The sequence below is a fragment of the Pseudomonas sp. PDM22 genome (assembly GCF_014851965.1).
Taxonomy (GTDB): domain Bacteria; phylum Pseudomonadota; class Gammaproteobacteria; order Pseudomonadales; family Pseudomonadaceae; genus Pseudomonas.
On record NZ_JACVAR010000012.1, the window covers coordinates 31,615 to 57,857 of the forward strand.

The window sequence follows — 26,243 nt, forward strand, 5'->3', positions numbered from 1 at the left end:
TAAATCAAAGGTAAATAGCGGGTAAAGAGACTTTGCCTGCGGCCATGCTGTGCTTATCGTTCAGCCTCGGTATTCTCACTTCCTTGCGCCAAACCCCCTTTTCAAAAGACAGAGTCCCATGACTGCAAGCAACGGATCGCCCTCGAAACTTCGCACCCTGCGCCCCTGGCTCATCACCGCGCTGCTGTTCGCCGCCGTGGTCGGGCTGATCATGTGGCTGCACTCGACGTCTTCGGGAACGCCGGCAGCCCAGGGCGGGCGCGGCGGGCGACCGGGGCCGGGGCAGATGGCCGCGGGGCAGGGCGGCACGGCGGTGACCGTCAGCGTCGCGCCGGTGCTCAAGGGCGACCTGCCGGTGCACTACCATGCGCTAGGCACGGTGACGGCCTACAACACCGTCAATGTTCGCGCGCGGGTCAGCGGTCAGCTGGTCAAGGTGCCGTTCCAGGAAGGCCAGGAAGTGAAGGCCGGCGACGTCCTCGCGGTGATCGACCCGCGTCCGTTCCAGGCCGCGCTGGACCAGGCCCAGGGCACCCTGCTGCAGAACCAGGCGCAACTGAAGAACGCGCAGATCGACCTGGCCCGCTACAAGGGCCTGTACGCCGAGGACTCCATTGCCAAGCAGACCCTGGACACCCAGGAAGCCCAGGTGCGCCAGTTCGAAGGCACCCTGAAGACCAACCAGGGCCAGGTCGCCGACGCCAAGCTCAACCTCGAATTCACCCAGGTGCGCGCGCCCATCTCCGGCCGCGTCGGCCTGCGCCAGGTGGACGTGGGCAACCTGGTCACCTCCGGCGACACCACGCCGCTGGTGGTCATCACCCAGGTCAAGCCGATCTCCGTGGTGTTCAGCCTGCCGCAGCAGCAACTGGGCACCATCGCCCGCGAGCTGTATGGCAACAAGCCGGTGCCGGTCGAGGCGCTGGACCGCAACCAGAACCAGACTCTGGCCACCGGGGTGCTGAAGACCCTGGACAACCAGATCGATACCACCACCGGCACCGTCAAGCTCAAGGCCGGCTTCGAGAACGCCGACCACAAGCTGTTCCCCAACCAGTTCGTCAACGTGCGCCTGCTCGCCGAAACCCTGCCGGGCGTGCTGACCATCCCGGCCAACGCCGTGCAGCGCGGCAACGATGGCACTTACGTGTACCTGGTCGGCGAGGAGAGCAAGGCCAAGCGCCAGCTGGTCACCCTGGGCACCAGCGAGAGCGAGCGAGTGGTCGTCACCGAGGGCCTGAAAGAAGGCGACCGCGTGGTCGTCGAAGGAACCGACCGCCTGCGTGACGGCACCCGCATGAACATCGCCACCTCCGACGAGAAGGCCCGCGCGGCCGCCACTGAAGAGGGCGACAAGTCCACCGCCAAGCCGTTCGGTTCGGACACTCCGGTCCAGGACAGCGGTAAGAGCGAATGAACCCGTCGCGCCTGTTCATCCTGCGGCCGGTCGCCACCACGCTCCTGATGGTGGCGATCCTGCTGTCGGGGATCATCGCCTACCGCTTCCTGCCGATCTCGGCGCTGCCGGAAGTGGACTACCCGACCATCCAGGTGGTGACCCTGTACCCCGGCGCCAGTCCGGACATCATGACCTCCTCGGTGACCGCACCGCTGGAGAACCAGCTGGGGCAGATTCCCGGCCTGAACGAGATGTCCTCCACCAGCTCCGGCGGCGCCTCGGTGATCACCCTGCAGTTCAGCCTGCAGATCAACCTCGATGTGGCCGAGCAGGAAGTCCAGGCGGCGATCAACACGGCGCAGAGCCTGCTGCCCAAGGACCTGCCGAACCAGCCGGTGTACAGCAAGGTGAACCCGGCGGACGCGCCGATCCTGACCCTGGCAGTGATGTCCCCGGACATGCCGCTGCCGCAGATCCAGGACCTGGTGGACACGCGCCTTGCGCAGAAGATTTCGCAGATTTCCGGCGTCGGGCTGGTCAGCATCAGCGGCGGCCAGCGCCCGGCCGTGCGCATTCGCGCCAACCCCGGCGCCCTCGCGGCCGCCGGCCTGAGCCTGGAAGACCTGCAGACCACCGTCACCAACAACAACCTCAACGGCCCCAAGGGCAGCTTCGACGGCCCGACCCGCTCCTCGACCCTGGACGCCAACGACCAGCTCAAGTCCGCCGACGCCTACCGCGACCTGATCATCGCCTACAAGAACGGTTCGCCGCTGCGCGTGCGCGACGTGGCCAGCGTGGAAGACGACGCCGAGAACGTGCGTCTGGCCGCCTGGGCCAACACTTCGCCGGCGGTGGTGCTGAACATCCAGCGCCAGCCGGGCGCCAACGTCATCGAGGTGGTGGACAGCATCAAGAAGATGCTTCCGCAGTTGCAGGCGACCCTGCCCGGCAGCCTGGAAGTGACGGTGCTCACCGACCGCACCACGACCATCCGCGCCTCGGTGGCGGACGTGCAGTTCGAGCTGTTCCTCGCCGTCTGCCTGGTGGTGATGGTCACCTTCCTGTTCCTGCGCAATATCTCCGCGACGCTGATCCCCAGCTTCGCCGTGCCGCTGTCGCTGATCGGCACCTTCGGCGTGATGTACCTTGCCGGCTTCTCGATCAACAACCTGACGCTGATGGCGCTGACCATCGCCACCGGCTTCGTGGTGGACGACGCCATCGTCATGGTGGAGAACATCGCGCGTTACCTGGAGCAGGGCGACGAGCCGCTGGAAGCGGCGCTCAAGGGCTCGAAACAGATCGGCTTCACCATCATCTCGCTGACCTTCTCGCTGATCGCCGTGCTGATCCCGCTGCTGTTCATGGGCGATGTGGCCGGGCGGTTGTTCCGCGAATTCGCCATCACCCTGGCGGTGGCGATCCTGATCTCCGGCTTCGTTTCCCTGACCCTGACGCCGATGCTCAGCGCCAAGCTGCTGCGCCACGTCGAGCCGGAGAAGGAAGGTCGTTTCGCCCGCGCCGCCGGGCGCTTCATCGATAACATGATCGAGCGCTATGCCGCCGCCCTGCGCGTGGTGCTGCGCCATCAGCCGCTGACCCTGCTGGTGGCCATCGCCACCGTGGTGCTCACCGCGCTGCTGTACATTTTCATGCCCAAAGGCTTCTTCCCGGTGCAGGACACCGGGGTGATCCAGGGCATCGCCGAGGCGCCGCAGTCGATCTCCTTCCAGTCCATGGCCAGCCGCCAGCAGGACCTGGCGAAGATCGTGCTGAAGGACCCGGCGGTGGACAGCCTGTCCTCGTTCATCGGCGTCGACGGCACCAACGCCACGCTCAACACCGGGCGCCTGCTGATCAACCTCAAACCCCACGCCGAGCGCGACGTGACCGCCAGCGAGGTGATCCACCGCCTGCAGCCGGAGCTGGACCAGATCGCCGGCATCAAGCTGTACATGCAGCCGGTGCAGGACCTCACCATCGAAGACCGCATCGCCCGCACCCAGTACCAGTTCACCCTGCAGGACGCCGACCCGGATGTCCTCGCCGACTGGGTGCCGCGCCTGGTGGACCGCCTGCAGCAACTGCCGGAGCTGGCTGACGTCGCCACCGACTGGCAGGACAAGGGCCTGCAGGCCTACATCAACATCGACCGCGACACCGCCTCGCGCCTGGGCGTGAGCCTGTCGAGCATCGACAGCGTGCTGTACAACGCCTTCGGCCAGCGACTGATCTCCACCATCTTCACCCAGGCCACGCAGTACCGCGTGGTGCTGGAAGTGGCGCCGGAATTCCAGATCGGCCCGCAGTCGCTGGAGAACCTCTACGTGCCGTCCAGCGACGGCACCCAGGTGCGCCTGTCGAGCCTGGCGAAGGTGGAGGAGCGCCACACCCTGCTGGCGGTCAACCACATCGCCCAGTTCCCGGCCGCGACCATCTCCTTCAACCTGGCCAAGGGCGTTGCCCTCGGCGAGGCGGTGCAGGCGATCCGCGATGTCGAGGCGCAGATGGAAATGCCCGTCAGCCTGCAGGGCAGCTTCCGTGGTGCGGCGCAGGCCTTCGAAGCTTCGCTGTCCAACACCCTGCTGCTGGTGTTGGCGTCCATCGTCACCATGTACATCGTGCTGGGCATCCTCTACGAGAGCTTCATCCACCCGGTGACCATCCTCTCCACGCTGCCCTCGGCGGGCGTGGGCGCGCTGCTGGCGCTGATGCTCTCGGGGCAGGACATCGGCATAGTGGCGATCATCGGCATCATCCTGCTGATCGGCATCGTGAAGAAGAACGCGATCATGATGATCGACTTCGCCCTGGATGCCGAACGCAACGAGGGCAAACCGCCCCATGAGGCGATCTACCAGGCGTGCCTGCTGCGCTTCCGGCCGATCCTGATGACCACCATGGCCGCGTTGCTCGGCGCGCTGCCGCTGATGCTCGCCGGCGGCGCCGGCGCCGAGCTGCGCCAGCCGCTGGGCGTCACCATGGTCGGCGGCCTGCTGGTCAGCCAGTTGCTGACGCTGTTCACCACGCCGGTGATCTACCTGTACTTCGACCGTCTGGCCACGCGCTGGGCCAACTGGCGGCAGCGCCACGGCCTGGACGTGAACAGCATCGACCCGGCGGAGCGTGGCTGATGGGCGGCCTGTCTCGCCTGTTCATCCTGCGCCCGGTCGCCACCTGCCTGCTGACCCTGGCGCTGATGCTGGCCGGTGCGCTGTCGTTCAGCCTGCTGCCGGTGGCGCCGCTGCCCAACGTCGATTTCCCGACCATCCTGGTGCAGGCCTCCTTGCCCGGCGCCAGCCCGGAAACCATGGCCTCCACGGTGGCAACACCGCTGGAGCGCTCGCTGGGGCGCATCGCCGGGGTCACCGACATGACCTCCAGCAGCTCCCTGGGCAACACCACCATCATCATCCAGTTCGACCTGTCCAAGGACATCGACGGCGCCGCGCGCGAGGTGCAGTCGGCGATCAACGCGGCCATGAGCCTGCTGCCCTCGGGCATGCCGAACAACCCGACGTACCGCAAGGCGAACCCGTCGGACATGCCGATCATGATCCTCACGCTGACCTCGGACACCTACACCCGCGGGCAGATGTACGACCTGGCCTCGACCATCGTCTCGCCCAAGCTGGCGCAGGTGAAGGGCGTGGGGCAGGTGAGCATCGGCGGCTCCTCGCTGCCGGCGGTGCGCGTCGACGTGAATCCGGACCAGCTCAGCCACTACGGCATTTCCCTGGACACGGTGCGCAACGCCATCAACAACACCAACGCCGACGGGCCCAAGGGCTCGCTGGAGTTCGGCGAGCGGCACTGGCAGGTGGACTCCAACGACCAGCTGCGCAAGGCCAGCGAGTACGCCCCGCTGATCGTCCACTACAACGCCGACACCGGTGCGGCGGTGCGCCTGCGCGACGTGGCCAAGGTCACCGATTCGGTGGAAGACGTGCGCAACGCCGGCTTCTCCGACGACCTGCCGGCGGTGCTGCTGATCATCACCCGCCAGCCCGGCGCCAACATCATCGAAGCCACCGACGCCATCCACGAGCAGCTGCCGATCATCCAGGACGTGCTCGGCCCGCAGGTGAAGCTGTCGGTGATGGACGACCGCAGCCCGTCGATCCGCTCCTCGCTGGAGGAGGCTGAGCTGACCCTGATCATCTCCGTGGTGCTGGTGATCCTGGTGGTCTACCTGTTCCTGCGCAACGGCCGCGCCACGCTGATCCCCAGCCTCGCGGTGCCGGTGTCGCTGGTGGGCACTTTCGCGGTCATGTACCTGTGCGGCTTCTCGCTGAACAACCTGTCGCTGATGGCGCTGATCATCGCCACCGGCTTCGTGGTGGACGACGCCATCGTGGTGGTGGAGAACATCGCCCGGCGCATCGAGGAAGGCGACCCGCCGATCCAGGCGGCGATCCGCGGCGCGCGGGAAGTGAGTTTCACCGTGCTGTCGATGACCCTGTCGCTGGTGGCGGTGTTCATCCCGCTGCTGCTCATGGGCGGCATCACCGGGCGGCTGTTCCGTGAGTTCTCGGTGACCCTGGCGGCGGCCATCCTGGTATCGCTGGTGGTCTCCCTGACGCTGACGCCGATGCTCTGCGCGCGCCTGCTCAAGCCGGTCGAGCGCGGGCCGAAAAAGGCCTCGGTGGAGCGCCAGAGCAACCGCTATTTCGTCGCCTTCATGCAGCGCTACCGCGCCAGTCTGAGCTGGGCGCTGGAGCACTCGCGGCTGATGGTGATGATCATGCTCGGCTGTATCGCGCTGAACCTGTACCTGTTCGTGGTGGTTCCCAAGGGCTTCCTGCCGCAGCAGGATTCCGGGCGCCTGCGCGGTTTCGCGGTGGCCGACCAGAGCATCTCGTTCCAGGCGCTGGACAAGAAGATGGCGCAGTTCCGCAAGATCCTCTCCGAGGACCCCGGCGTGGAGAACGTGGTGGGCTTTGTCGGCGGCGGCAAGTGGCAGTCGAGCAACACCGGCTCGTTCTTCGTCACCCTGAAGGACATCACCGAGCGCGACTCAGCCGAGACCATCGTCAACCGCCTGCGCAAGAAGCTGGCGGAGGTGCCTGGCGCCAACCTGTTCCTGGTCGCCGGCCAGGACGTGCGCATCGGCGGCCGCCAGGGCAACGCGCAGTACGACTTCACCTTGCGCAGCGATGACCTCAACCTACTGCGCGAATGGGCGCCCAAGGTCGAGGCGGCGATGAACAAGGTGCCGCAGATCGTCGACGTGAACAGCGACGCCCAGGACAAGGGCGTGCAGAGCCGCCTGGTGATCGACCGCGACCGCGCGGCGAGCCTGGGGGTGAACGTCGCCGAGGTGGACGCGGTGCTGAACAACTCCTACGGCCAGCGCCAGGTCTCGACCATCTTCAACCCGCTGAACCAGTACCACGTGGTGATGGAAGTCGCCCAGCCGTACCAGGAAACGCCTGAGGAGCTGCGCCAGGTCTACGTGATCAACAGCGAAGGGCAGCGCATTCCGCTGTCGGCCTTCACGCATATCGAGCCGAGTCGCGCGCCGCTGGAGGTCAACCACCAGGGCCAGTTCGCCGCCACCACCTTCTCCTTCAACCTCGCCCAGGGCGCGCAGATCGGCCCGGCCCGCGACGCGATCCTGGCGGCGGTGGAGCCCATCCACCTGCCGATGGAAATCCAGGCCACCTTCGAAGGCAACGCCGGCGCGGTGCAGGACACGCAGAACGACATGCCCTGGCTGATCCTGCTGGCGCTGGTGTCGGTCTACATCGTGCTGGGCATCCTCTACGAGAGCTATGTGCACCCGCTGACCATCCTCTCGACGCTGCCTTCGGCGGGCGTCGGCGCGCTGCTCACGCTGATGCTGTTCCGCACCGAGCTGTCGCTGATTGCGCTGATCGGGGTGATCCTGCTGATCGGCATCGTGAAGAAGAACGCCATCATGATGATCGACTTCGCCCTGGACGCCGAACGTACCCAGGGCCTGTCCCCTCGGGATGCGATCCTGGAGGCGGCGATGAAGCGCTTCCGGCCGATCATGATGACCACCCTGGCCGCCATCCTCGGCGCACTGCCATTGATCTTCGGCATCGGCGGCGACGCCGCGCTGCGTCGCCCGCTGGGCATGACCATCGTCGGCGGCCTGATCGGCAGCCAGTTGCTGACCCTGTACACCACCCCCGTCGTCTACCTCTACCTCGACCGCCTGCGCCATTGGGTCAACAAGAAGCGCGGCGTGCGCACCGACGGCGCCCTGGAGACACCCGTATGATCCGTTCCCGTTCACTTCTTCCCTTGGCGTTGGCCGTGGCCCTGGCCGGTTGCGCCATCGGCCCGGACTACCAGCGCCCCGAGCTGACGGTGCCCGCCAGCTTCAAGGAGGGCGAGGGCTGGCAACTGGCGAAGCCGCAGGACGGCTTCAACCACGGTGCCTGGTGGGAGCTTTACGGCGACGCCACGCTGAACGATCTGCAGACCCGCCTGGTGGCTGCCAACCAGACCCTGGCACAGTCGCTCGCGTCCTATCGCCAGGCCCAGGCGCTGGCCAAGGGGGCGCGCTCTTCCTTCTTCCCCACGATCAGCGCCGACGTCGGCAAGACCCGCTCCGGGCAAGGCACCGGCAGCGGCGGCAGCGTGCGCCTGCCGGACGGTTCCACCGTCAGCAGTGGCGGCGGCAGCAGCTCGATCAGCAACAGCTACTCGGCGAGTCTCGGTGTGAGCTGGGAGCTGGACCTGTGGGGCAAGCTGCGCCGCCAGCTGGAAGCCGACAACGCGAGCATGGACGCCAGCGCGGCCGACCTGGCCAACTCGCGGCTTTCGCTGCAATCGCAGCTGACCCAGAACTACCTGCAACTGCGCGTCATGGACCAGCAGATCAAGCTGCTCAACGACACGGTCACGGCCTATCAGCGCTCGCTCAAGCTCACCGAGAATCAGTACAACGCCGGCATCGTCACCAAGGCCGATGTCGCCCAGGCGCGCACCCAGCTGAAAAGCACCGAGGCCCAGGCCATCGACCTGAAGTACCAGCGCGCGCAACTGGAACATGCCATCGCCGTGCTGGTCGGCGTGCCGCCGGCGCAGTTCTCCCTGGCTGCCGTGGACGGCGTGCCGAACCTGCCGGCAGTGCCGGCGTTGCTGCCGTCGGAGATACTCCAGCGCCGCCCGGACGTGGCTTCCGCCGAGCGCCAGGTGATTTCCGCCAACGCCAAGATCGGCGTGGCCAAGGCCGCCTGGTTTCCCGACCTGACCCTCACCGCCGCCGGTGGCTACCGCAGCGGCAGCTTCCAGAACTGGATCGAGACGCCCAACCGCTACTGGTCCATCGGCCCGCAGTTCGCCATGACCCTGTTCGACGGCGGGCTGATCGCCTCCCAGGTCGAGCAGGCCGAGGCGAGCTACGACCAGACCGTGGCCAGCTACCGGCAGACCGTGCTGGACAGCTTCCGCGAGGTCGAGGACTACATGGTCCAGCTCAAGGTGCTGGAAGAGGAAAGCGGCGTGCAGCAGGAAGCGCTGGATTCCGCCCGCGAGGCGCTGCGCCTGACCACCAACCAGTACAAGGCCGGCACCATCGACTACAGCAACGTGGTCACCACCCAGACCAGCGCGCTGTCCAACGAGCGCACGTTGTTGACCCTGACGGGCAGCCGGCTGACGGCCAGCGTGCAGCTGATCGCCGCGCTGGGCGGCGGTTGGGATGCGGCGAAGATCGCCGAGGAAGGGCAGGCGACGCGGGACTGAGCCCGCGTCAGTCCTCGATCAGGGCGCTGAGGGGAATCCGAAACCGGTTTTCCCCTTCCAATGAGCGAATACCCCGGGGTTGCTCGGTGCTGACCAGCGCCGTGCCGCCCTGGCGTTCGAGCACTTCGCACTCGATCCGGCCCATCGCGGGCAGCTGATCGTCCTGGTTCGGGGTATGCAGCCGCGCGCGTGGCTTGAGGAAATGCCAGTCGCGCCCTCTAGCATCGACCAGGCGGCATTCGGCCCAACCGGGGAAGCACTCTTGCGTGTAGCGCACTATCTCGACCAGCAGGCTGGGCATCGTTCGGGAAATCCTGTGACGTGGAGTCAGCCGTTGAAGCGGCGGGCGGTGGTGAAACTGCGTTCCCAGTAGCTGTTGTCCAGCGAGTCCATGCGGATACGTTCACCTGAACTGGGGGCGTGGATGAACTGGTTGTTACCGATGTACAGGCCGACGTGGCTGACATCACCGCGACCATTGCGGTTGAAGAACACCGCGTCGCCAGGTTTGAGGTCGTGGCGGCCGACGCGCTTGCTGCCGCTGTCAATCATCTCCCCGGTGGTGCGTGGCAGCTTCATGCCGGCCTCGGTACGGAACAGGTAGACCAGCAGCCCGCTGCAGTCGAAGCCGCTGGCAAGGGTGGTACCACCCCAGCGGTAGGGCATGCCGATCAGCTCACGGGCGCGGTTGACTACCCGTGTACTGGTCGTCCGCTGGGGCCTGCGCAAGCTCGACTGCAGCGGGTGCTTCATGCTCCGAAGGGGGCGGACGTTCTTGCGAATGACGAGCTTGGTCTGGGCGGCGCGCGTCGGCTTGGGCGCGACCTTGTGGGCGGGTGGGTGCTTCACCTCACGGGCTTCGGCGACAGGGAAAGTCAAGGCGAGCAGCAGTGCGGTGCCCAGCAGGGTAGGGAGGAAGCGCATTTGGGGTACATCGTGTGTCTAACGTGAAAAACGGGGCGCTATCGTATGAATCTCCTTGCTTTCAGGAACGTGGACTAACGCCATGCAGGCGTGGGAATTTTCCCGTTTTTACCGCTGCGGTGACTTCCCGTGCATTTCTCAGCCATCAGCCACTGAAGCGTCGTGCGGTGGTGTAGCGGCGTTGCCAATAACTGTTGTCCAGAGAGTCGATGCGGATCGTCTTGCCGGTGCTGGGGGCGTGAATGAACCGTCCCGCGCCGATGTACAGGCCCACGTGGCTGGTGCGGCCGCGACCGTTGTGGTTGAAGAACACTGCGTCGCCGGGCTGCAGGTCGCGCTGGGCAACCAGGTTGCGCTGTTGCGCGACCATCAGGCCGGTGGTGCGCGGCAGTTGTCGCTTGGCGATGCTGCTGTAGAGGTAGACGAGCAGGCCGCTGCAATCGAAGCCGGCTTTCTCCGATTCGCCGCCCCAACGGTAGGGTGTGCCGATCAGTTCGTGGGCGCGGGCGACGATGCGGTCGGTGTCGACCGGACTCTGCTGCCCAAATTGCCTGCGCAACCGATCGAGTTTAAGCATGGCGAAGCGCTGCCTGCCGTTCAGGGCTTCGGCCGGTTTCGCCGTGGCTTGTCCCTCGGATTTGGGCCGGCCTTCGCGGCGGGGGGCGGAGAGTGCGCTGCCCAGCGCCAGGTTCGAGGCCTGGGGCGCATCGAAGCGGCGCCAGGCCGGGGCGTCGAAGTCATCGGCCTGGGCCACGGGGCCGGCGAGTGCCAGGGCCAGGTAGAGAGGAAGGCAGCAGCGGATGCGCACGTCGCATCACCTCGCGGTGAGAAATCGGGACGGGCGTCATCCTAGGAAGGGAGTAGGAAAATCTATGTAGGAGTTTTCTAGTTGGCTTGAAGGTGGATTCCATGCGTGGATCAGTGGTCACAGTCTTCAGTGGGCGAACAGCTGGCCGATGTCCTTGAAGGCCTTGAACTCCAAAGCGTTGCCGCAGGGGTCGAAGAGGAACAGCGTGGCCTGTTCGCCCACCTGGCCCTGGAAGCGTACATGGGGCTCGATGACGAACTGCGTGCCACGCTCGCGCAACCTTTGCGCCAGGCGCTCCCAGTCTTCCCACGGCAGCACCACGCCGAAGTGCGGTACCGGCACGTCATGGCCATCGACGGCGTTGGTGTGCGCCGCCTCCTGGCTGGCAGTGCGCGGGTGCTCGTGGATCACCAGCTGGTGGCCGAAGAAATCGAAGTCTACCCACTGGGCGCTGCTGCGGCCCTCGGCGAGGCCGAATACCTCGCCGTAGAAACGCCGGGCCAGGGCGAGGTCGTAGACGGGAATGGCCAGGTGGAAGGGCGATAGCGCCATGGACGTGCTCCCTGTCAGGTTCAGGCCGGTACGGCCAGCAGGCGGCTGATGGTGGCCTTGGCCGCGCTCATCTGGCCCTCGCGGGCGAGGCGGGTGAAGTCCAGCAGGGCGTGTTCATGCTCGGCGAGGTCGTCGAGGATGTCGCGGTCATCGTCGTCGCCCTCGATGGCCAGGCTGTCGTAGCGCTGGACGTAGGGCTCCACCAGCACTTCGAGTTTTTCCAGGGTCTGCGGCCAGTCGAGCCCGAGCCAGTCGGCGGCGCGCTGGCGGCCCTGGGCGGCGGCGTGTGCGGTGTCGCCCAGCGGCAGGCCATGGCGCTGCAGCAGCCGCGCCATACGCAGGCCGGTCTGGCGCTCCAGTCGCGCCAGCAGGAGCATCGAGGATGCCCCCTCCGGCAGTTGCTCGGCCAGGCCGAGGAAGAAGTTTTCACCGCGGACTTCGCCCAGGTAGGCGGCCTGCAGTTCACTGGCTTGTCGGTGCATGCGTCGGTCCCCCGTGCTCAATGGGGACCAGCCTAGACGATGTGCGCCGGGCATCGAACCCGGCATGTCGTGTCTGGGCCAGAACGGGTCGCTCAGCGTTCGAAACCGTATTCGCGCTCGACCCGGCTGATACGTACGCGGAAGGCGCTGTACCAGTCGCGGCGGCCGGCCTGCTGGGCCATGCGGTGCTCGGTCTGCTGCTTCCACTGGCGGATGGCGGCCTCGTCGCGCCAGTAGGACACGGTCAGCCCCAGGCCGTCAGCGCCACGGGCCGACTCGACGCCGAGGAAACCGTCCTGCTGCGCGGCCAGTTCCAGCATGCGTTCGGCGGTGGCGCCATAGCCTTCGTCCAGCTCGGTGCGGTAGGAGGTGAAGGTCACGGCGTAGTAGGGCGGTTGCGGTGTGCTGGCGATCATGCGGGACTCCCGATGCGAGTGGGCTCTTGACTGGATTGATGGCGGAAGGCAGCGGACAGGAACGCTTCGGCCAGGGGCACGGCGATGCCGGCGAGGGCCTTGCGTTCGGGCTGGAACAGGGTGGCGACGAAGAACGGATGGTCGGTCGCTTCCAGTGCGCGGATGCTGCCGTCCTCGCCGTGGGCACAGGCGCGCAGCGAGCCGCCGAACAGCTCGTCCTGGAACTGCGGGTTCACCCCGTAGCTGCAGCGATAGCCCTCGCGGATATCCGGCAAGCCGTAGATCGCCGCCAGGTGCGAGCCGGCGGTGAGGCGGATGGTCTCGCTGACTTCCACCAGTGAGCAGGGCAGGGCATGCACCACCGGGCGCGCCGCTTCCGGGTCGGTCTCGGCGTGGGCCGCGTCGCTCCAGCCGAGGACGTTGCGGGCGCGCTCCAGCAGGGCGTGCTGGAAGCCGCCGCAGGTGCCGAGGAAGGGCACCTGGTTCTCGCGGGCGAAGGTGATCGCCCGCAAGGCGCCTTCGGTGTTCTGGTAGGGGCTGCCGGGGATCGCCCAGAAGCCGGAGTACGGATCAAGGTCCATCCCCTGTGCCAGGCGCGGGGTGTCCAGCCAGTCCACGCGCAAGGTGCCTGAATGTGGCAGCAGCGATTGCTGCAGGGCCAGGGGAATCGCCCAGTGGGCGGTGACGCGGCTATCGCGGTCGCCGATCAGGCCGATGCGCAGTGCTTTACGACGTTTCCCCATCTTTTGTTCCCCCTGGCGTCGTGGCCCATTGGCGGGCCCCTGGGAGGCAATTTATAGTTGCGCAGGCGCAAGCGAAAATGGGCAATTGCGCAACCTTGGAGTGCGTCGATGCAATACCGTCTGGAATACGCCGATCTGGCCCTGGTGCTGGCGCTGGTACGCGGAGGCAGCCTTGCGCGCGCCGCGGAATTGCTCGAGGTAGACGTCTCCACCGTATTCCGTGCTGTGCGTCGGCTGGAGAAGGCGCTGGGCACCGCGCTGTTCGAAAAGGGCCGCAACGGCTACCTGGCGACAGCCACCGCGCAGCAACTGGCGACCCAGGCGGAACTGGCCGAACAGGCGCTTGAAGCGGCGCGTCTGGGCCTGGAGCAGGGCCACGACGTGCTCAGCGGCACCGTGCGCCTGACCTGTTCCGACACCGTGCTGCAAGGCCTGCTGCTGCCGGCCCTGGCGCGCTTCATGAAGCGCTACCCGGCGCTGAACCTGGAGCTGACCACCTCCAACGCCTTCGCCAACCTCAGCCGCCGTGACGCCGACATCGCCCTGCGCCTGACCAATGCGCCGCCGGAGCATCTTGTCGGACGCAAGCTGGGCGAGGTGCACTACGTCCTCTGTGCCCATCGCGATTACCTGGCCGAGCAGGGCGACCGCCCCTGGCAGGACATGAGCTGGATCGCCCCGGACGACTTTCTGCCCGACCACTCCAGCGTCGCCTGGCGCCGCCAGGCGTTCCCGACGGTGCTTCCGGCCTACCGCTGCAACAGCATGCTGTCGGTGCTCGACCTGTGCCGCGCGGGGCTGGGGCTGGCTGCGCTGCCGGCGTTCCTGCTGCGCCCGGACGACGGGCTGCAGGTGCTGGAGCCGGAACTGCCCGGTTGCAGCATCCATCTCTGGTTGCTGACCCGGCCGGACTGCCGGGCGCTGCGGGCGGTGGTGACGCTGTTCGAGGAACTGGCCGGGAGCATTCGTCTGCCGGCCTGAATGAAAAGACCCCGCCAGGGAAGCGGGGTCTTTGGTCTGTAGCTGTACCTACCAGTGGCGGTAGTGCCCCGGCGGGCCGTAGTAGCCGGGGCCGTAATAGCGTGGCGGACCATAGTAGCGGGGCGGGCCGTAGTAACGCGGGCCGGGTACCACCACGACCGGGCGGTAGACCGGCTGGTACACCGGTTGATACACGGGCTGGTAGACCGGCGCCGGCTGGTAGTACACCGGTGGCGGCGGGTAATAGGCGACCGGGGGTGGCGGAGCGTAATAGGGCGCCGGCGCGGGTTGCGAGCCGGCGACCACGGCACCCCCGACAACGGCGCCGACCACCGCGCCGATTGCCGCGGCATCGGTGTTGCTGTTGGCCGCGGCCTGGCCGGCGAGGGCAAGGCCGGCGCAGAGCAGGGCGATCTGGGGGAGACGGTGAAGCATGATGCACCTCCTGAGGAACCCGGCGAGGAACCAGGTATCTATGAGACATCGGCCTCGAAAGAATCGTAACGCCGCCGGTGTAAAGGTTGTGTAAATGGCGCCGTACGGCTCTGCGACGGGCATTGCATGTATCAGCCTGCAATACATCCATCGCGCTGCCGCAGCCTCCGGGCTGGTAAGGTGGCGCCTTTCGCGTTTTTTCCATGCAGAACCAGGGAGACCTTCCATGCCCTTCAACCGAGTGACGCTCCTGTCGCTTCTTGCTGTTGCTGCCCTTGCCGGTTGCAGTTCCAAGGATTCCTCGTCCGATGCCGCCCAGCCGGCCGCGGACGACTCGCCGGCCATGACCGGCACCTGCAACGCCAAGGCGGTGCAATCGATCATCGGCAAGGTCGTCAACCCGACCCTGACCGAGGAAGCCCGCCGCGACGCCGGCGCCAGCGTTGCCCGCGTGCTCACCCCGCACCAGCCGGTGACCATGGAGTACAACTCGCAGCGCCTGAACATCGATGTCGATGACAACCAGGTGGTGAAGCAGGTCTCCTGCGGCTGAGTCCTTCGCCGGCCGACGCCCATGAAAAAGCCCCGCCTAGGCGGGGCTTTTTCGTTGCCAGTGCGGATCAGCGATTGGCGGGCTTCTTGATCACGCGCAGCGCCTGGCTCGACTGGTTGACGCACTCCTCGTAGTTGCCGGCCTTCTTCGCCGCCTCGGCCTTGGCGACGTACTCGTGGACCGCATTGACCTTCACGCCGGTCGCGTTCTTGCTGGCGGTCTTGAGGAAGTCGTTGATCTGCTGCAGGTTGCCGTCGCACAGCGCGCTGTCAGCGAAGGCCGGTACGGAAAACATCATGGCCAGGAGCAGGGCATATTTTTTCATCCAGGTTCTCCTCGATTCTCGATGCGCAAGCTTCTGGTCTGCGTAGCTTGCTAAGTATCGACCCGCTGGCGACCGGCAAGATTCATTTCAATTTTCGCAACAAGGGTCGAGGTCGTAGCGCTTCACAGCGCACTGAAGCGCTGCTCCAGGCCCTGGCTGCGGAAGTGCTCGATGACGTAATCGACGAAGACCCGCGTCTTGGCCGGCAGCAGTTTCTGCGCGGCGTAGTAGAGCGCGGTGTTGCCGGCGTCCACATACCACTCCGGCAGCACGCGCACCAGGCGCCCGCTGTCGAGGTAGGGCACGGCGTGCTGCATGCTCACCAGGGTCACGCCCAGGCCCATCAGTGCGGCGACACAGGCGGCTTCCGGGTCGCTGAAGGTCATGCGTTCCTTCAGTGAGATCGGCGCCTGGGCCTGCTGGCGGTTGGTCAGCGGCCAGGGTCGCACGCGGCCGGTCTGCGGCGAGCGGATGCGGATGCCGTCGTGGCTGGGCAGGTCCGACGGATAGCGGATTGCCGGGCGGCCGTCGAGGTAGGCTGGCGAGGCCAGCAGCACCAGGTGCGCCGGGCTCAGCTTGCGCGCCACGACGCCGGGCGGCAGCTCGAAGCCGCCGCCGATGGCCGCGTCGAAGCCTTCGGCGATAAGGTCGACCTGGCGGTTGTCGAAGTGCCAGTCCGGGCGGATCGCCGGGTAGCGCCCGAGGAAGTCGCCCAGCAGCGGCAATATGTAGTCGCGGCCGAACACCAGCCCCATGCTCACCTTCAGCATGCCGCTGGGCTGGCCGTCGGCGCTGGCCAGATTGGCGATGGCGCTCTGCAGGCTGGCCAGGCCGCCGCTGGCTTCGTCGAGAAATCGCGCGCCGGATTCGGTCAGTGTCAGGCTGCGGGTACTACGCTGGAACAGCCGCACGCCCAGGTTGCTCTCCAGCCTTGCCACGTTCTTGCTCACCGCCGCGGGCGTCAGCCCCAGGTTTCTCGCGGCGGCGGCGAAGCTGCCGGCCTCGGCGCTGCGGACGAAGCATTCGATACTGATCAGGCTTTCCATGGGTGGTATTCCGGACGTTTGGTATCGACTGAATATAGCGATTGCTGGCTACCGAGTAACGAGTCCGCGAGGGAAACTGGCCCCGTCGAACTTACTCCCCCACTGGATTCCTGGAGACACGAAATGACCACCACGCAAACCCATCAACCTCTCGCCGGCAAAGTCGCTTTCGTACAGGGCGGCTCCCGCGGCATCGGCGCCGCCATCGTGCAGCGCCTGGCCCGCGAAGGCGCTGCTGTGGCCTTTACCTACGTCAGCTCGGCGCAGAAGGCCGAAGACCTCGCCGCCAGCATCGAAGCCGGCGGCGGCCGCGCCCTGGCGCTGAAGGCCGACAGCGGTGATGCAGCTTCGGTGCAACAGGCCATCGACACCGCAGCCCAGCGCCTGGGCGGCATCGACATCCTGGTGAACAACGCCGGCGTGCTGGCCATCGCCCCGGTGGAAGAATTCAGCCTGGAAGACCTCGATCGCACCCTGGCGGTGAACGTGCGCAGCGTCTTCGTCGCCACCCAGGCCGCCGCGCGGCACATGGGGCAGGGCGGGCGCATCATCACCATCGGCAGCACCAACGCCGACCGGATGCCCTTCGGCGGCGGCGCGGTCTACGCCATGAGCAAGTCGGCCATCGTCGGCCTGACCAAGGGCCTGGCCCGTGACCTCGGCCCGCGCGGCATCACCGTGAACAACGTGCAGCCCGGCCCGGTGGATACCGACATGAACCCGGCCGACAGCGACTTCGCGGCCTCCCTGATGGACCTGATGGCGGTGGGTCGTTATGGCCGCGCGGAAGAAATCGCCGCCTTCGTCGCCTACCTGGCCGGCCCGGAAGCGGGCTACATCACCGGTGCCAGCCTGACCATCGACGGTGGTTTCGGCGCCTGACGGGCAGTCGATGACAGCAGCGCGGCCGGGCTCAGGCCCGGTCGCGGCTCTGGATGTTCCAGTGCCCGGAGGTGGCGGCGAGCTTTTCCGAAAGCATCTCCACCTGTTCATAGAGACGCAGCGTGAGCCAGTAGAAGCCCTGCTTCTCGAAGGAGTCGGTCAGGTTGTGCGGCCGCACCGGGAGGTTTTCCAGACCCTGGCAGGCCTGCACCAGCTTGCTGGTGCGACTGAACTTGAGGGCATGGGCCGATTGCAGCAGCAGGCGGCCGATGATCTGCCGGTGGCTGTCGAGGCTGGCTGGCACCGGTTCTATCTCCCCGGCCTCGGCGGCGAACTGCCGTGAGGCGATCAGCGATTCCAGGGTGCCCATGATCGCGCGGTGGATGCGCTGGAGAATCTCCAGCTCGCGCAGCGGCATGCCGGTCTCCCGCGACACCGGCCCCAGGTGCGCACGCGATGCCACCAGACGGTGGTCCAGCTCCTCCAACTGGCGGGCGAAATGCTCGGGGGTGAAGTCGTGGTTGGACGACAGCTGCCCGTACATCCGCGCGCAGGCACGCAGGTTGTCCGAGAGCAGGTAGCGCCAGACGTAGACCGCCCGCAGCGGGTAGATCTGCGAGAACAGCAGGGCCACGGCGACGCCGATCAGCACGTTGGCCGAACGCCACAGCCCTTCGGTGAAGCCCGTCTCACCGGGACCGGCGACGATGCACATGGTTATCCCCGCCAGCAGCGCGACGTAGCCGGGCCGGCGGATCGCATAGAAGGCCGAGGCCGCGCCCAGCACCGACATGGCCAGGTAGGTGAGGGTGAGCGAACGGGTCTGGTCGTAGATCGCGATCACACACAGCCCCAGCGCCGCACCCACCAGGGTACCCATCACCCGCTCGTAGGACTTGCCGCGGATCGTCCCCTGGTGCACCAGCCCGCCCATCACCACCAGCACCGTCACCGAGGCCCAGAGACCGTGGGGCAATTTCAGCGCGCTGGTCAGCAGCATCGAGGCGAGCAGCGCGAGGCCGACGCGCACGCAGTGAATCCAGGCGGCGTAGCGGTAGCGGGTATAAGGGTTGGCCAGGCGGCGGAACGGCAGGGTGAGGATCGAGGGTTGCTTCGCCAAGGGAAGCGGCTCCGGTTGTGGGGGACTCTGCAAGGGTAGCCGGTTGCGCCGGCCAGAGCCTGCGGTGGATCATTCTGGCGAGCCGCCGAACGGGCTCAAGGCAGCTGCGGGCACGCCGATAGAAATTCCACCGGAAGCGCTGGTTCCTCTTCACCGGTCTTCGCTAGAATTCCGCACTTTTGCGCCCGCCCCACGGGCACCGAGATTTCCCATGCTTGCCGGTAGTTACGATCCCTCCCTTGTCCTGATTTCGCTGTGTGTCGCCATGCTGGCGTCCTACACGGCCCTGGACCTGGCCGGGCGCATCGCGACCACCCGTGGCTGGCCGGTGCTGCTGTGGATCGGCGGCGGCGGGGTGGCCATGGGCATCGGCGTGTGGTCGATGCACTTCATCGGCATGCTCGCCTTCAGCCTGCCCATCCCACTGGGTTACGACCTCACCCTGACGCTGTTGTCGCTGGCCATTGCCGTGCTCAGCTCGGGCTTCGCGCTGGCGCTGGTCAGCCAGGATCGCCTGCCGCTCTGGCAGCTGATCTGCGGCGCGCTGGCCATGGGCACCGGGATCAGCTGCATGCACTACCTGGGCATGTACGCGATGCTGATGCAGCCGGGTATCGATTACGACCCGGCGCTGTTCGGCCTGTCCCTGGCGATCGCCGTGGCGGCTTCCGGCGCAGCACTGTGGATTGCCTTCAAACTGCGGCAGAACACGCCCTACGTGCGCCTGGCCCGTGCTGGCGCGGCGCTGGTGATGGGTGTGGCCATAGTCGGCATGCACTACACCGGCATGGCGGCCGCGCGTTTCCCAGCGGACAGCTTCTGCGGCGCCTCCCCCAGCGGGTTGAACAGTGACTGGCTGGCGCTGCTGATCATCATCGTCACCCTGGCGGTGATCGGCATCGCGCTGCTCACCTCGGTGCTGGACGCACGGCTGGAGTCGCGCACGGCGCAGCTCACTTCGTCGCTGGCCCTGGCCAACCAGGAACTGACCCAGCTCGCCCTGCACGACAACCTCACGCGCCTGCCCAACCGCATCCTGCTGGAAGACCGCATCGAGCAGATGATCGGCAAGGTGCAGCGCGGCGGCGGGCACTTCGCGCTGATGTTCCTCGACCTCGACGGCTTCAAGCCGGTCAACGATGCCTTCGGCCACCATGTCGGCGACCTGCTGCTCAAGGCTGTGGCCCAGCGCCTGCGCGACAGCCTGCGCAGCGAAGACACCGTGGCGCGCATCGGCGGCGACGAGTTCGTGGTGCTCGCCGAACTGGCCGAGGCCGAGGACGCGGTGACCGTCGCCGGGCAGCAGATCAGCCTGCTGGCCCAGCCGTTCCAGGTCGCCGGGCAGGAGCTGCGCATCGCTGCCAGCATCGGCATCGTCGTCTATCCCGGCGACGGCGCCAGCCAGCACGAACTGCTGCGCAACGCCGACGCGGCGATGTACCACGCCAAGGGCAACGGCAAGAACGGCTACAGCTTCTTCGAGCAGTCGATGAACACCAATGCGCGCAACCACCTGCAGTTGCTGCACGACCTGCGCGCGGCCCTGGAGCGTCGCGAGTTCATCCTGCATTACCAGCCCAAGTTCGCCGCCAGCGGCGAGCCCATCGGCGCCGAGGCGCTGCTGCGCTGGCAGCATCCGCAGCGTGGCCTTCTGATGCCTGACACCTTCATCGCCCTGGCCGAGCGCACCGGGCTGATCATCCCCATCGGTGACTGGGTGCTGGACGAAGCCTGCCGGCAGATGCGCGAGTGGTACCTGCAGGGCCATGAAAGCTGGCGTGTGGCGGTGAATCTCTCGGCGCTGCAGTTCTGCCATGCGGCCCTGGTGCAGTCGGTGGCCGACGCACTGCAGCGCCACCAGCTGCCGGCGCGCTGCCTGACCCTGGAGATCACCGAGACCACCGCCATGCGCGACGCCGACTCCAGCCTGGAAATCCTCGGCAGGCTGTCGGACATGGGCGTCGACCTGTCCATCGACGACTTCGGCACCGGCTACTCCAGCCTGCTTTACCTCAAGCGCCTGCCGGCCAACGAGTTGAAGATCGACCGCGGCTTCGTCCGCGACCTGGAGCAGGACAGCGACGACGCCGCCATCGTCTCGGCCATCGTCGCCCTGGGCCAGGCGCTGGATTTGCGCATCGTCGCCGAGGGCGTGGAAACCTCGGGCCAGCAGAACTTCCTCACCCGCCTGGGCTGCGACTCGCTGCAGGGCTTCCTGCTCGGCAAGCCGGTGCCGGCCGAACAGTTTCTCGAGCGTCTCGGCACGCCGGCCTGAGCCCTTCAGTTTTCCGGCGCAGTCGCTGCGAGCTGCGCGCACAGTTCGCGCAGTTGCTCGCACAGGCTGCGCCCGGCGCTGCCCAGCTCCGGGCGCGCATAAAGCGCCAGTTCCAGCCCCTCGATGGGCGCGAAACCTTCCTCGGCGGTCAGCACGCGGTGGCCTTCGTGACGGCCGCGCAGGGGCAGCAGGCTGACCCCCATGCCCGCCGCCACCGCCGCTGAAAGGCTCGCCAGGCTGGCGCTGCTGTAGCTGATGCGCCAGCGCCGGCCGCTGGCTTCCAGGGCGTGGATCATCTCCTGGCGATACAGCGCCCCCAGCGGGAAGACCACCAGCGGCAGCGGATCACGGGCGGCGGCGGGGGTGGCGGCGCTGTCCTGCCAGGCCAGGGGTTCGGGCCAGTGGGCGAGGCAGTCGCTGTCCGCGCCCCATTGCTTGACCAGCGCCAGGTCCAGTTCGCCGCTGCGGTACTGGCGCAGCAGCTCCTGGCTGAGGCCGCTGGAGACTTCCAGGCGCAGCCTCGGGCGTTCTGCGCTGAAGGCCGCCAGCAGCGGCATCATCCGTTCGCCGGCGAAGTCCTCCGGCATGCCCAGGCGCAGCACGCCTTCGCTGTGCTCGCTGCTCAGCGCCTCGCGCGCCTCCGAGCCGAGTTCGAGGATGCGTCGCGCGTAGCCCAGCAGCTGCTCGCCCTGTTCGGTGGGCAGCACCTGGCGCTGGCTGCGGTCCAGCAGGCGGCAGTCCAGGCTCTGCTCCAGCCGCAGGATCTGCTGGCTGACGGTGGACTGAGTGAGGTGCAGCAACTCGGCGGCGCGGGTGAAGTTGCCGGCGTCCACCACCATCACGAAGCTGCGCAGCAGGTTGGGGTCAAGCATTGCGATTCCCACTGAAAGTCATGTTTCTATTTAATTTCAGCATAGAACATCCCTTCGTCATACTGGCTGCATTGATTAGAGGCACGACAGCCATCACGGGGGAGCGCCCATGGAAATGCCGATTGTTCAGACCGAGGACGTGCACAACCGTGCCGCCGCAGACTCGCTATTGGGCGCTGCCAGCGACGGTCGCGAAGCCGAGGTGGCGGCCCTGCTCAAACGCGGCGTACCGGTGGATGTGAGCGACGGGCAGGGCAACACGCCGCTGCTGCTGGCCACCGCCGGCAACCGTGTGGAAGTCGCGCGGCTGCTGATTGCCGCTGGCGCCGACGTCAACCGGCAGAACCGCATCCATGACAGCGCCTACCTGCTGGCCGGTGCGGCGGGACGCCTGGAGATCCTCCGGCTGACCCTGGCCCACGGCGCCGACCTGCGCAGCACCAACCGCTATGGCGGCACGGCACTGATCCCGGCCTGCGAGCGCGGCCATGTGGAGGTGGTAGCGACGCTGCTCAAGGCTGGCGTCGACCCCGATCACGTCAACAAGCTGGGCTGGACCGGGTTGCTCGAAGCCATCCTGCTCAGCGACGGCGGCCCGCGCCACCAGGCCATCGTGAAACAACTCATAGAAGCCGGGGCGAACCTGAACCTGGCCGACAACGACGGCGTCACGCCGCTGCAACACGCCCGCCAGCGCAACCAGACCACCATCGCCAGGATGCTGGAAGTCGCCGGCGCGCATTGATCGAACCGATTCGCTGGAAACTGCCATGTCACACGAAGTCTTCATGCGCGAGGCCCTGCAACTGGCCCGTGAGAACATCGAGGCCGGCGGCCGCCCGTTCGGCGCCGTGCTGGTCAAGGACGGCCGGGTGATCGCCCGCGCCGCCAACTCCATCCACCTGGATTTCGACCCCACCGCCCACGCCGAGCTGCTGGTGATCCGCCGTGCCTCGGCGGTGCTGGGCATGTCGCGGCTGGACGGCTGCGTGATCTACGCCAGCGGCCACCCATGCCCGATGTGCCTGGCGGCCATGCACCTGTGCGGCGTGGAGGGCGCGTACTTCGCCTATTCCAACGACGATGGCGAGCCGTTCGGGCTGTCGACCGCCGCCGTGTACCAGCAGGTGACCCAGCCGCCGCAGTGGCAGTCGGTACCGCTGCGCGCTCTGCGTCCGAGCGGTGAAGAGGGTCTTTACAACCATTGGCAGGAGCAGCGCTCGTGAGCCGCGGCATGAGCCTGCCGGCGCAGGGAGAGTCGGCGGAGCAGAGCAGCCACGCCGGCTGGATCGGCCTGCTGGTGATCGTCGCACTGGGCATCAACCTGCGGCCGATCCTCACCTCCATCGGCCCGTTGCTGGCCGATATCCACGATGCCACCGGCCTGGGCTTCCAGGGCCTGTCGATGCTGACGGTGTTGCCGGTGCTGTGCATGGGCCTGTTCGCCCTGGGCCTGCCGTGGGTCGGCCCGCGCCTGGGCGAGAGCCGCGGCATGGTGCTCGGCCTGCTGGCCATTGGCGCGGCCTGCTTCTGGCGGCTGCTGCTGGACAGCGGCTTCGCCCTGATCGCCAGCGCGGTGTTGGCGGGCTGCGGCGTGGCGGTTATCCAGGCGTTCGTGCCGGGCGTGATCAAGCGCTGGTTCCCGCACAAGGTGCCGTCCGCCATGGGCCTGTACTCGGCATCGCTGATGGCCGGCGGCGGCAGCGCGGCCGTACTGGCGCCGGTGGTATCGGAGCACTTCCACCGCTGGCAGGACGGCCTTGGCGCCTGGCTGCTGCTGGCTGTCGTCGGCCTGCTGCTGTGGTCCGTCGCCCGCCCGCGCGAGACGCCGGTGGCCGCGCCGCCCAGGCAGAAGGTGCAGCACTATTTCGGCAGCCGTCGCGCCTGGCTGTTGGCCTTGTACTTCGGCCTGATCAACGGCGGCTACACCAGCATGGTGGCCTGGCTGCCGGTGTATTACCGCCAGCTTGGCTGGACGGCCCAGGCCAGCGGCCAGCTGATCGGCCTGATGACCATCTTCCAGGTGATCGCCGCGCTGACCATCCCGCTGCTGATCCGCCGCTCGCTGGATCGCCGTGGCTGGCTGTGCCTGTGCCTGCTGATCCAACTCGCCGGCTTCGTCGGGCTGATCTGCGCGCCGCTGCACCTGCCGGGCATCTGGGTAGCGATGATCGGCTACGGCCTGGGCGCCTGCTTCGCCCTGAGCCTGACCCTGACCCTGGACCACCTTGCCGACGCCGGCGCAGCCGGGCGCCTGGCGGCCTTCGTGCAGGGCATTGGCTTCATCGTCACCGGCATCGTGCCTTACGTCACCGGCTGGCTGCGCGACAGTACCGGCAGCTTCCAGGCTTCCTGGGTCCTGCTGGCGGTGTCGGTGGTGCTGATGCTGGGCGTGACCCTGCGCTTCTCGCCCAAAGGCTATGCGCGGGCGATGCAGCACTGAGGCTGGCTGAAACGAAAATGGCGCCCCGAGGGCGCCATTTTTTTGCCTGCATCGTTACACCGAGGTAGCGATGTAGATGCGGTAGGCAATGATCGACAGCATGCTCAGCGTGCCGACCCACATCAGGAACACGCCCACTGGGCGCTGGCGGATGGTGAAGCCGATGCCCAGCATGAACATGCCGAAGACGATGATGCCGAGGGTGATGAAGAGAGACGTGGGGTCCAGCGGGATGAAATGGGCAGTGGCGTCCACGGCGTGTCCTTGTCTGAAATATCCGATATAGAGAGTCTAGGCCAGAGCAGGACCGAACTCCTTTGATCCCTGGCAAGTCGGTCCGGATCATAGCGGCCCGCGGCGCTCAGCCCAAGCTCAGGTCTCCAGCAGGAGCCGGCCCTTGCCCGTGAGGGCAAGCTGCAGGCCGCGCCGTTCGGCGAATCCGAGGTGTACCAGCAGCCACTTCAAACGAGGGTGGATGACCTCGCCGCGTCTGACGCCGAGGAGGAGCCGGCACAGCTCGCTGTCGCCGGAGGATGGTGGACTTCTCTCGACCTCGTTGTTGAGCACTGAGCGGCTTCCCTGATTCTTGATGTCAGTGAATTCTGAATTCGAACCGGCTTCAGCTTATTTTTATTTGCTATCGGAAAACACTGATCGACATCTGGGTTTCTGACAGATTCTCGAACCGGCGTCCTTGGGGCTTGCCTGCGTGGGGCAGAAAGTGACCGGCTGCGCGGGAACTGCCTGGCGGCGGGCATAAAAAAGCCCCGCGGTCCGGAGCGTCAGACCGCGGGGTCAGAAGGTCGGGAGATTCCCGACCGGGGAGGATCGATCAGGCTGCCGGCGTCGGCTGCCAGCCGCCGCCAAGGGCCTTGTAGATCGCCACGATGCCGCGATACACGTCGACTTCCGCCAGGGCCTGGGCGTCCTCTGCGGCCAGCTGTTCGCGCTCGGCGTCCAGCAGGTTGAGGAAGTCCACGGTGCCCTCGCGGTATTGCAGGCCGGCCTGTTGCGCGGCATTGCGGCTGGCTTCGGACTGGCGCACCAGCGACACTAGGCGCTGCTGGCGCTTGCCGTAGTCACTGAAGGCGTTCGACGACTCTTCCAGCGCCAGCAGGACCTGCTGCTCGTAGGTCGCCAGGGCGCCGTCGGCATCGGCCTTGGAGGCACGCAGGCGGGCCCGCACGCTGCCCAGGTCGAAGGCCGCCCAGGTGATGCTCGGGCCCACGCCCCAGGCGCTGGCGGCGGACGAGCCGATCTGCGAACCACGCCCGGCGGTGTAGCCGAGGAAGCCGCCGAGGCTGACTTTCGGGAACAGGTCGGCGGTGGCCACGCCCACGTCCGCGGTGGCGGCCGCCAGGCGGCGTTCGGCGGAGGCGACGTCCGGCCGGCGACGCAGCAGCTCGCCCGGATCACCAATGGGCAGGGCCTTGGCGATGGCCGGCAGTTTCTTCGGCGACAGGTCCACGCTCAGCGCGTCCGGGCGCTGGCCGAGGAGGGTGGCGATGCGGTTGCGCTGGCGTACTTCCTCGGCCTGCAGTTGCGGCACGCTGGCTTCGGTGGAAGCCAGGCGCGCTTCGGCACGCTGCACGTCCAGTTCGCTGCCGACGCCGGCGTCGCGCAGCTGGATGGTCAGATCACGGGACTCGCGCTGGTTGTCCAGGTTGCTCTTGGCGATGCTCTCGCGCAGTTGCGCACCGCGCAGCTGTCCATAGGCATCGGCCAGCTCGGCGATCAGGCTGACCTGCAACTGCTGCAGGTCGGCGACTATGGCTTCGCTCTGCGCGTCGCTGGATTCCAGCTGGCGACGCACGCGGCCGAACAGGTCGACTTCCCAGATCATGTCCAGGCCCAGGTCGTAGCGCTCCTGGTTCACCCGGTCCTCGGTCTGGCCGGGCACCTGGCCCTTGCCAACCTGGCCTTCGGCGCGGCTGGTGACCGTGGGGAAACGGTCATTGGCAACGTCGTCGCGGATCGCCCGCGAAGCCAGCACGCGGGCATAGGCCACGCGCAGCTCGCGGTTTTCCTTGAGGGCCTGGTCGACCAGCTGGGTCAGCACCGGGTCATCGAACTGTTTCCACCAGGCGTCTTCGAAGCGGGTGCGGTCGTAGTTCTGCGCCTGGGCGTTGCTGTCCAGTTGGGCCGGCGCAGTGTCCGGCTTCTGGTAGTCGGGGCCGACCATGCACGCGCTGAGGGCCAGCGCGAGCAGGGAAGGGACGAACAGTTTCACGGCACTCTTGCTCACAGCATTGATGGTCATGA

Annotated in this window: 26 protein-coding genes; 11 read left to right on the forward strand and 15 right to left on the reverse strand. The window is 67.0% G+C overall.

What is annotated here, in order from left to right; translation table 11 throughout:
* Positions 1–118: 118 nt before the first annotated feature.
* The 4 genes from IB255_RS29555 to IB255_RS29570 are packed head-to-tail and all read left to right on the forward strand — an operon-like array spanning position 119 to position 9,124.
* Positions 119–1,417, forward strand: coding sequence for an MdtA/MuxA family multidrug efflux RND transporter periplasmic adaptor subunit (locus tag IB255_RS29555; protein ID WP_081516775.1), 1,299 nt, complete (start codon positions 119–121; stop codon positions 1,415–1,417).
* Positions 1,414–4,536, forward strand: coding sequence for an MdtB/MuxB family multidrug efflux RND transporter permease subunit (locus IB255_RS29560; RefSeq protein WP_081516776.1), 3,123 nt, complete (start codon positions 1,414–1,416; stop codon positions 4,534–4,536). Before IB255_RS29555 ends, IB255_RS29560 begins: the two co-directional genes overlap by 4 nt.
* Entirely contained in the window at positions 4,536–7,652 is a 3,117-nt protein-coding gene (locus IB255_RS29565) for a multidrug efflux RND transporter permease subunit (RefSeq protein WP_081516777.1), read from the forward strand. The genes IB255_RS29560 and IB255_RS29565 overlap by 1 nt, the downstream gene beginning before the upstream one ends.
* Positions 7,649–9,124: an efflux transporter outer membrane subunit gene (locus tag IB255_RS29570; protein WP_081516778.1), complete on the forward strand. Its 1,476-nt coding sequence runs from the start codon at positions 7,649–7,651 to the stop codon at positions 9,122–9,124. Before IB255_RS29565 ends, IB255_RS29570 begins: the two co-directional genes overlap by 4 nt.
* 7 nt (positions 9,125–9,131) lie before the next feature.
* On the opposite strand, the gene IB255_RS29575 is transcribed toward IB255_RS29570, so the two are convergent.
* The 7 genes from IB255_RS29575 to IB255_RS29605 all read right to left on the reverse strand — a co-directional run bounded on the left by IB255_RS29575 (position 9,132) and on the right by IB255_RS29605 (position 13,049).
* Complete coding sequence (locus tag IB255_RS29575; protein WP_081516779.1) at positions 9,132–9,425, reverse strand: hypothetical protein; 294 nt, start codon at positions 9,423–9,425, stop codon at positions 9,132–9,134.
* 26 nt (positions 9,426–9,451) lie between these two features.
* The gene (locus IB255_RS29580; protein ID WP_081516780.1) at positions 9,452–10,048 is read right to left on the reverse strand and encodes a C40 family peptidase; all 597 of its coding nucleotides are present in this window, start codon (positions 10,046–10,048) and stop codon (positions 9,452–9,454) included.
* A gap of 145 nt (positions 10,049–10,193) precedes the next feature.
* A complete protein-coding gene (locus IB255_RS29585) occupies positions 10,194–10,856 on the reverse strand; it encodes a C40 family peptidase (protein WP_230986104.1) in 663 nt (220 codons plus the stop codon).
* A 126-nt stretch (positions 10,857–10,982) separates the two neighbouring features.
* A complete protein-coding gene (locus IB255_RS29590) occupies positions 10,983–11,408 on the reverse strand; it encodes a VOC family protein (RefSeq protein ID WP_081516781.1) in 426 nt (141 codons plus the stop codon).
* A gap of 20 nt (positions 11,409–11,428) precedes the next feature.
* Positions 11,429–11,890, reverse strand: coding sequence for a hypothetical protein (locus IB255_RS29595; RefSeq protein ID WP_081516782.1), 462 nt, complete (start codon positions 11,888–11,890; stop codon positions 11,429–11,431).
* 92 nt (positions 11,891–11,982) lie between these two features.
* Complete coding sequence (locus IB255_RS29600; protein WP_081516783.1) at positions 11,983–12,306, reverse strand: antibiotic biosynthesis monooxygenase family protein; 324 nt, start codon at positions 12,304–12,306, stop codon at positions 11,983–11,985.
* A complete protein-coding gene (locus IB255_RS29605; RefSeq protein ID WP_081516784.1) occupies positions 12,303–13,049 on the reverse strand; it encodes a CTP synthase in 747 nt (248 codons plus the stop codon). The genes IB255_RS29600 and IB255_RS29605 overlap by 4 nt, the downstream gene beginning before the upstream one ends.
* 108 nt (positions 13,050–13,157) lie before the next feature.
* On the opposite strand from IB255_RS29605, the gene IB255_RS29610 reads away from it, so the two are divergent.
* The gene (locus IB255_RS29610; protein WP_081516785.1) at positions 13,158–14,030 is read left to right on the forward strand and encodes a LysR family transcriptional regulator; all 873 of its coding nucleotides are present in this window, start codon (positions 13,158–13,160) and stop codon (positions 14,028–14,030) included.
* Between the two features lie 48 nt (positions 14,031–14,078).
* On the opposite strand, the gene IB255_RS29615 is transcribed toward IB255_RS29610, so the two are convergent.
* On the reverse strand, positions 14,079–14,465 hold the full coding sequence (locus tag IB255_RS29615; protein WP_081516786.1) for a hypothetical protein: 387 nt from the start codon (positions 14,463–14,465) through the stop codon (positions 14,079–14,081).
* A gap of 226 nt (positions 14,466–14,691) precedes the next feature.
* Here IB255_RS29615 and IB255_RS29620 point away from each other — a divergent pair, with 226 nt between their 5' ends.
* Positions 14,692–15,018 (forward strand): I78 family peptidase inhibitor, encoded by a 327-nt coding sequence (locus IB255_RS29620; protein WP_081516787.1) that lies wholly within the window; start codon positions 14,692–14,694, stop codon positions 15,016–15,018.
* Between the two features lie 67 nt (positions 15,019–15,085).
* On the opposite strand, the gene IB255_RS29625 is transcribed toward IB255_RS29620, so the two are convergent.
* A complete protein-coding gene (locus IB255_RS29625; RefSeq protein ID WP_081516788.1) occupies positions 15,086–15,343 on the reverse strand; it encodes a hypothetical protein in 258 nt (85 codons plus the stop codon).
* Between the two features lie 122 nt (positions 15,344–15,465).
* Entirely contained in the window at positions 15,466–16,389 is a 924-nt protein-coding gene (locus IB255_RS29630) for a LysR family transcriptional regulator (RefSeq protein ID WP_081516789.1), read from the reverse strand.
* A gap of 123 nt (positions 16,390–16,512) precedes the next feature.
* Here IB255_RS29630 and IB255_RS29635 point away from each other — a divergent pair, with 123 nt between their 5' ends.
* Positions 16,513–17,271: a 3-oxoacyl-ACP reductase family protein gene (locus IB255_RS29635; protein WP_081516790.1), complete on the forward strand. Its 759-nt coding sequence runs from the start codon at positions 16,513–16,515 to the stop codon at positions 17,269–17,271.
* 31 nt (positions 17,272–17,302) lie between these two features.
* On the opposite strand, the gene IB255_RS29640 is transcribed toward IB255_RS29635, so the two are convergent.
* Entirely contained in the window at positions 17,303–18,391 is a 1,089-nt protein-coding gene (locus IB255_RS29640; protein ID WP_081516791.1) for an FUSC family protein, read from the reverse strand.
* Between the two features lie 211 nt (positions 18,392–18,602).
* Here IB255_RS29640 and IB255_RS29645 point away from each other — a divergent pair, with 211 nt between their 5' ends.
* Entirely contained in the window at positions 18,603–20,666 is a 2,064-nt protein-coding gene (locus IB255_RS29645) for a putative bifunctional diguanylate cyclase/phosphodiesterase (protein WP_081516792.1), read from the forward strand.
* 5 nt (positions 20,667–20,671) lie between these two features.
* Here the strand turns inward: IB255_RS29645 and IB255_RS29650 are convergent, their stop codons facing one another.
* Complete coding sequence (locus tag IB255_RS29650; RefSeq protein WP_081516793.1) at positions 20,672–21,538, reverse strand: LysR substrate-binding domain-containing protein; 867 nt, start codon at positions 21,536–21,538, stop codon at positions 20,672–20,674.
* 109 nt (positions 21,539–21,647) lie between these two features.
* Here IB255_RS29650 and IB255_RS29655 point away from each other — a divergent pair, with 109 nt between their 5' ends.
* The 3 genes from IB255_RS29655 to IB255_RS29665 are packed head-to-tail and all read left to right on the forward strand — an operon-like array spanning position 21,648 to position 23,981.
* On the forward strand, positions 21,648–22,283 hold the full coding sequence (locus IB255_RS29655; protein WP_081516794.1) for an ankyrin repeat domain-containing protein: 636 nt from the start codon (positions 21,648–21,650) through the stop codon (positions 22,281–22,283).
* A 25-nt stretch (positions 22,284–22,308) separates the two neighbouring features.
* Positions 22,309–22,764 (forward strand): nucleoside deaminase, encoded by a 456-nt coding sequence (locus IB255_RS29660; RefSeq protein WP_081516795.1) that lies wholly within the window; start codon positions 22,309–22,311, stop codon positions 22,762–22,764.
* Positions 22,765–22,772: 8 nt separating this feature from the next.
* On the forward strand, positions 22,773–23,981 hold the full coding sequence (locus IB255_RS29665) for a CynX/NimT family MFS transporter (RefSeq protein ID WP_081517065.1): 1,209 nt from the start codon (positions 22,773–22,775) through the stop codon (positions 23,979–23,981).
* 54 nt (positions 23,982–24,035) lie between these two features.
* On the opposite strand, the gene IB255_RS29670 is transcribed toward IB255_RS29665, so the two are convergent.
* The 3 genes from IB255_RS29670 to IB255_RS29680 form a co-directional block, all read right to left on the reverse strand.
* A complete protein-coding gene (locus IB255_RS29670; protein WP_045207810.1) occupies positions 24,036–24,236 on the reverse strand; it encodes a hypothetical protein in 201 nt (66 codons plus the stop codon).
* 117 nt (positions 24,237–24,353) lie between these two features.
* A complete protein-coding gene (locus IB255_RS29675; RefSeq protein ID WP_081516796.1) occupies positions 24,354–24,548 on the reverse strand; it encodes a hypothetical protein in 195 nt (64 codons plus the stop codon).
* A gap of 265 nt (positions 24,549–24,813) precedes the next feature.
* On the reverse strand, positions 24,814–26,241 hold the full coding sequence (locus IB255_RS29680; protein ID WP_081517066.1) for an efflux transporter outer membrane subunit: 1,428 nt from the start codon (positions 26,239–26,241) through the stop codon (positions 24,814–24,816).
* Positions 26,242–26,243 lie beyond the last annotated feature (2 nt).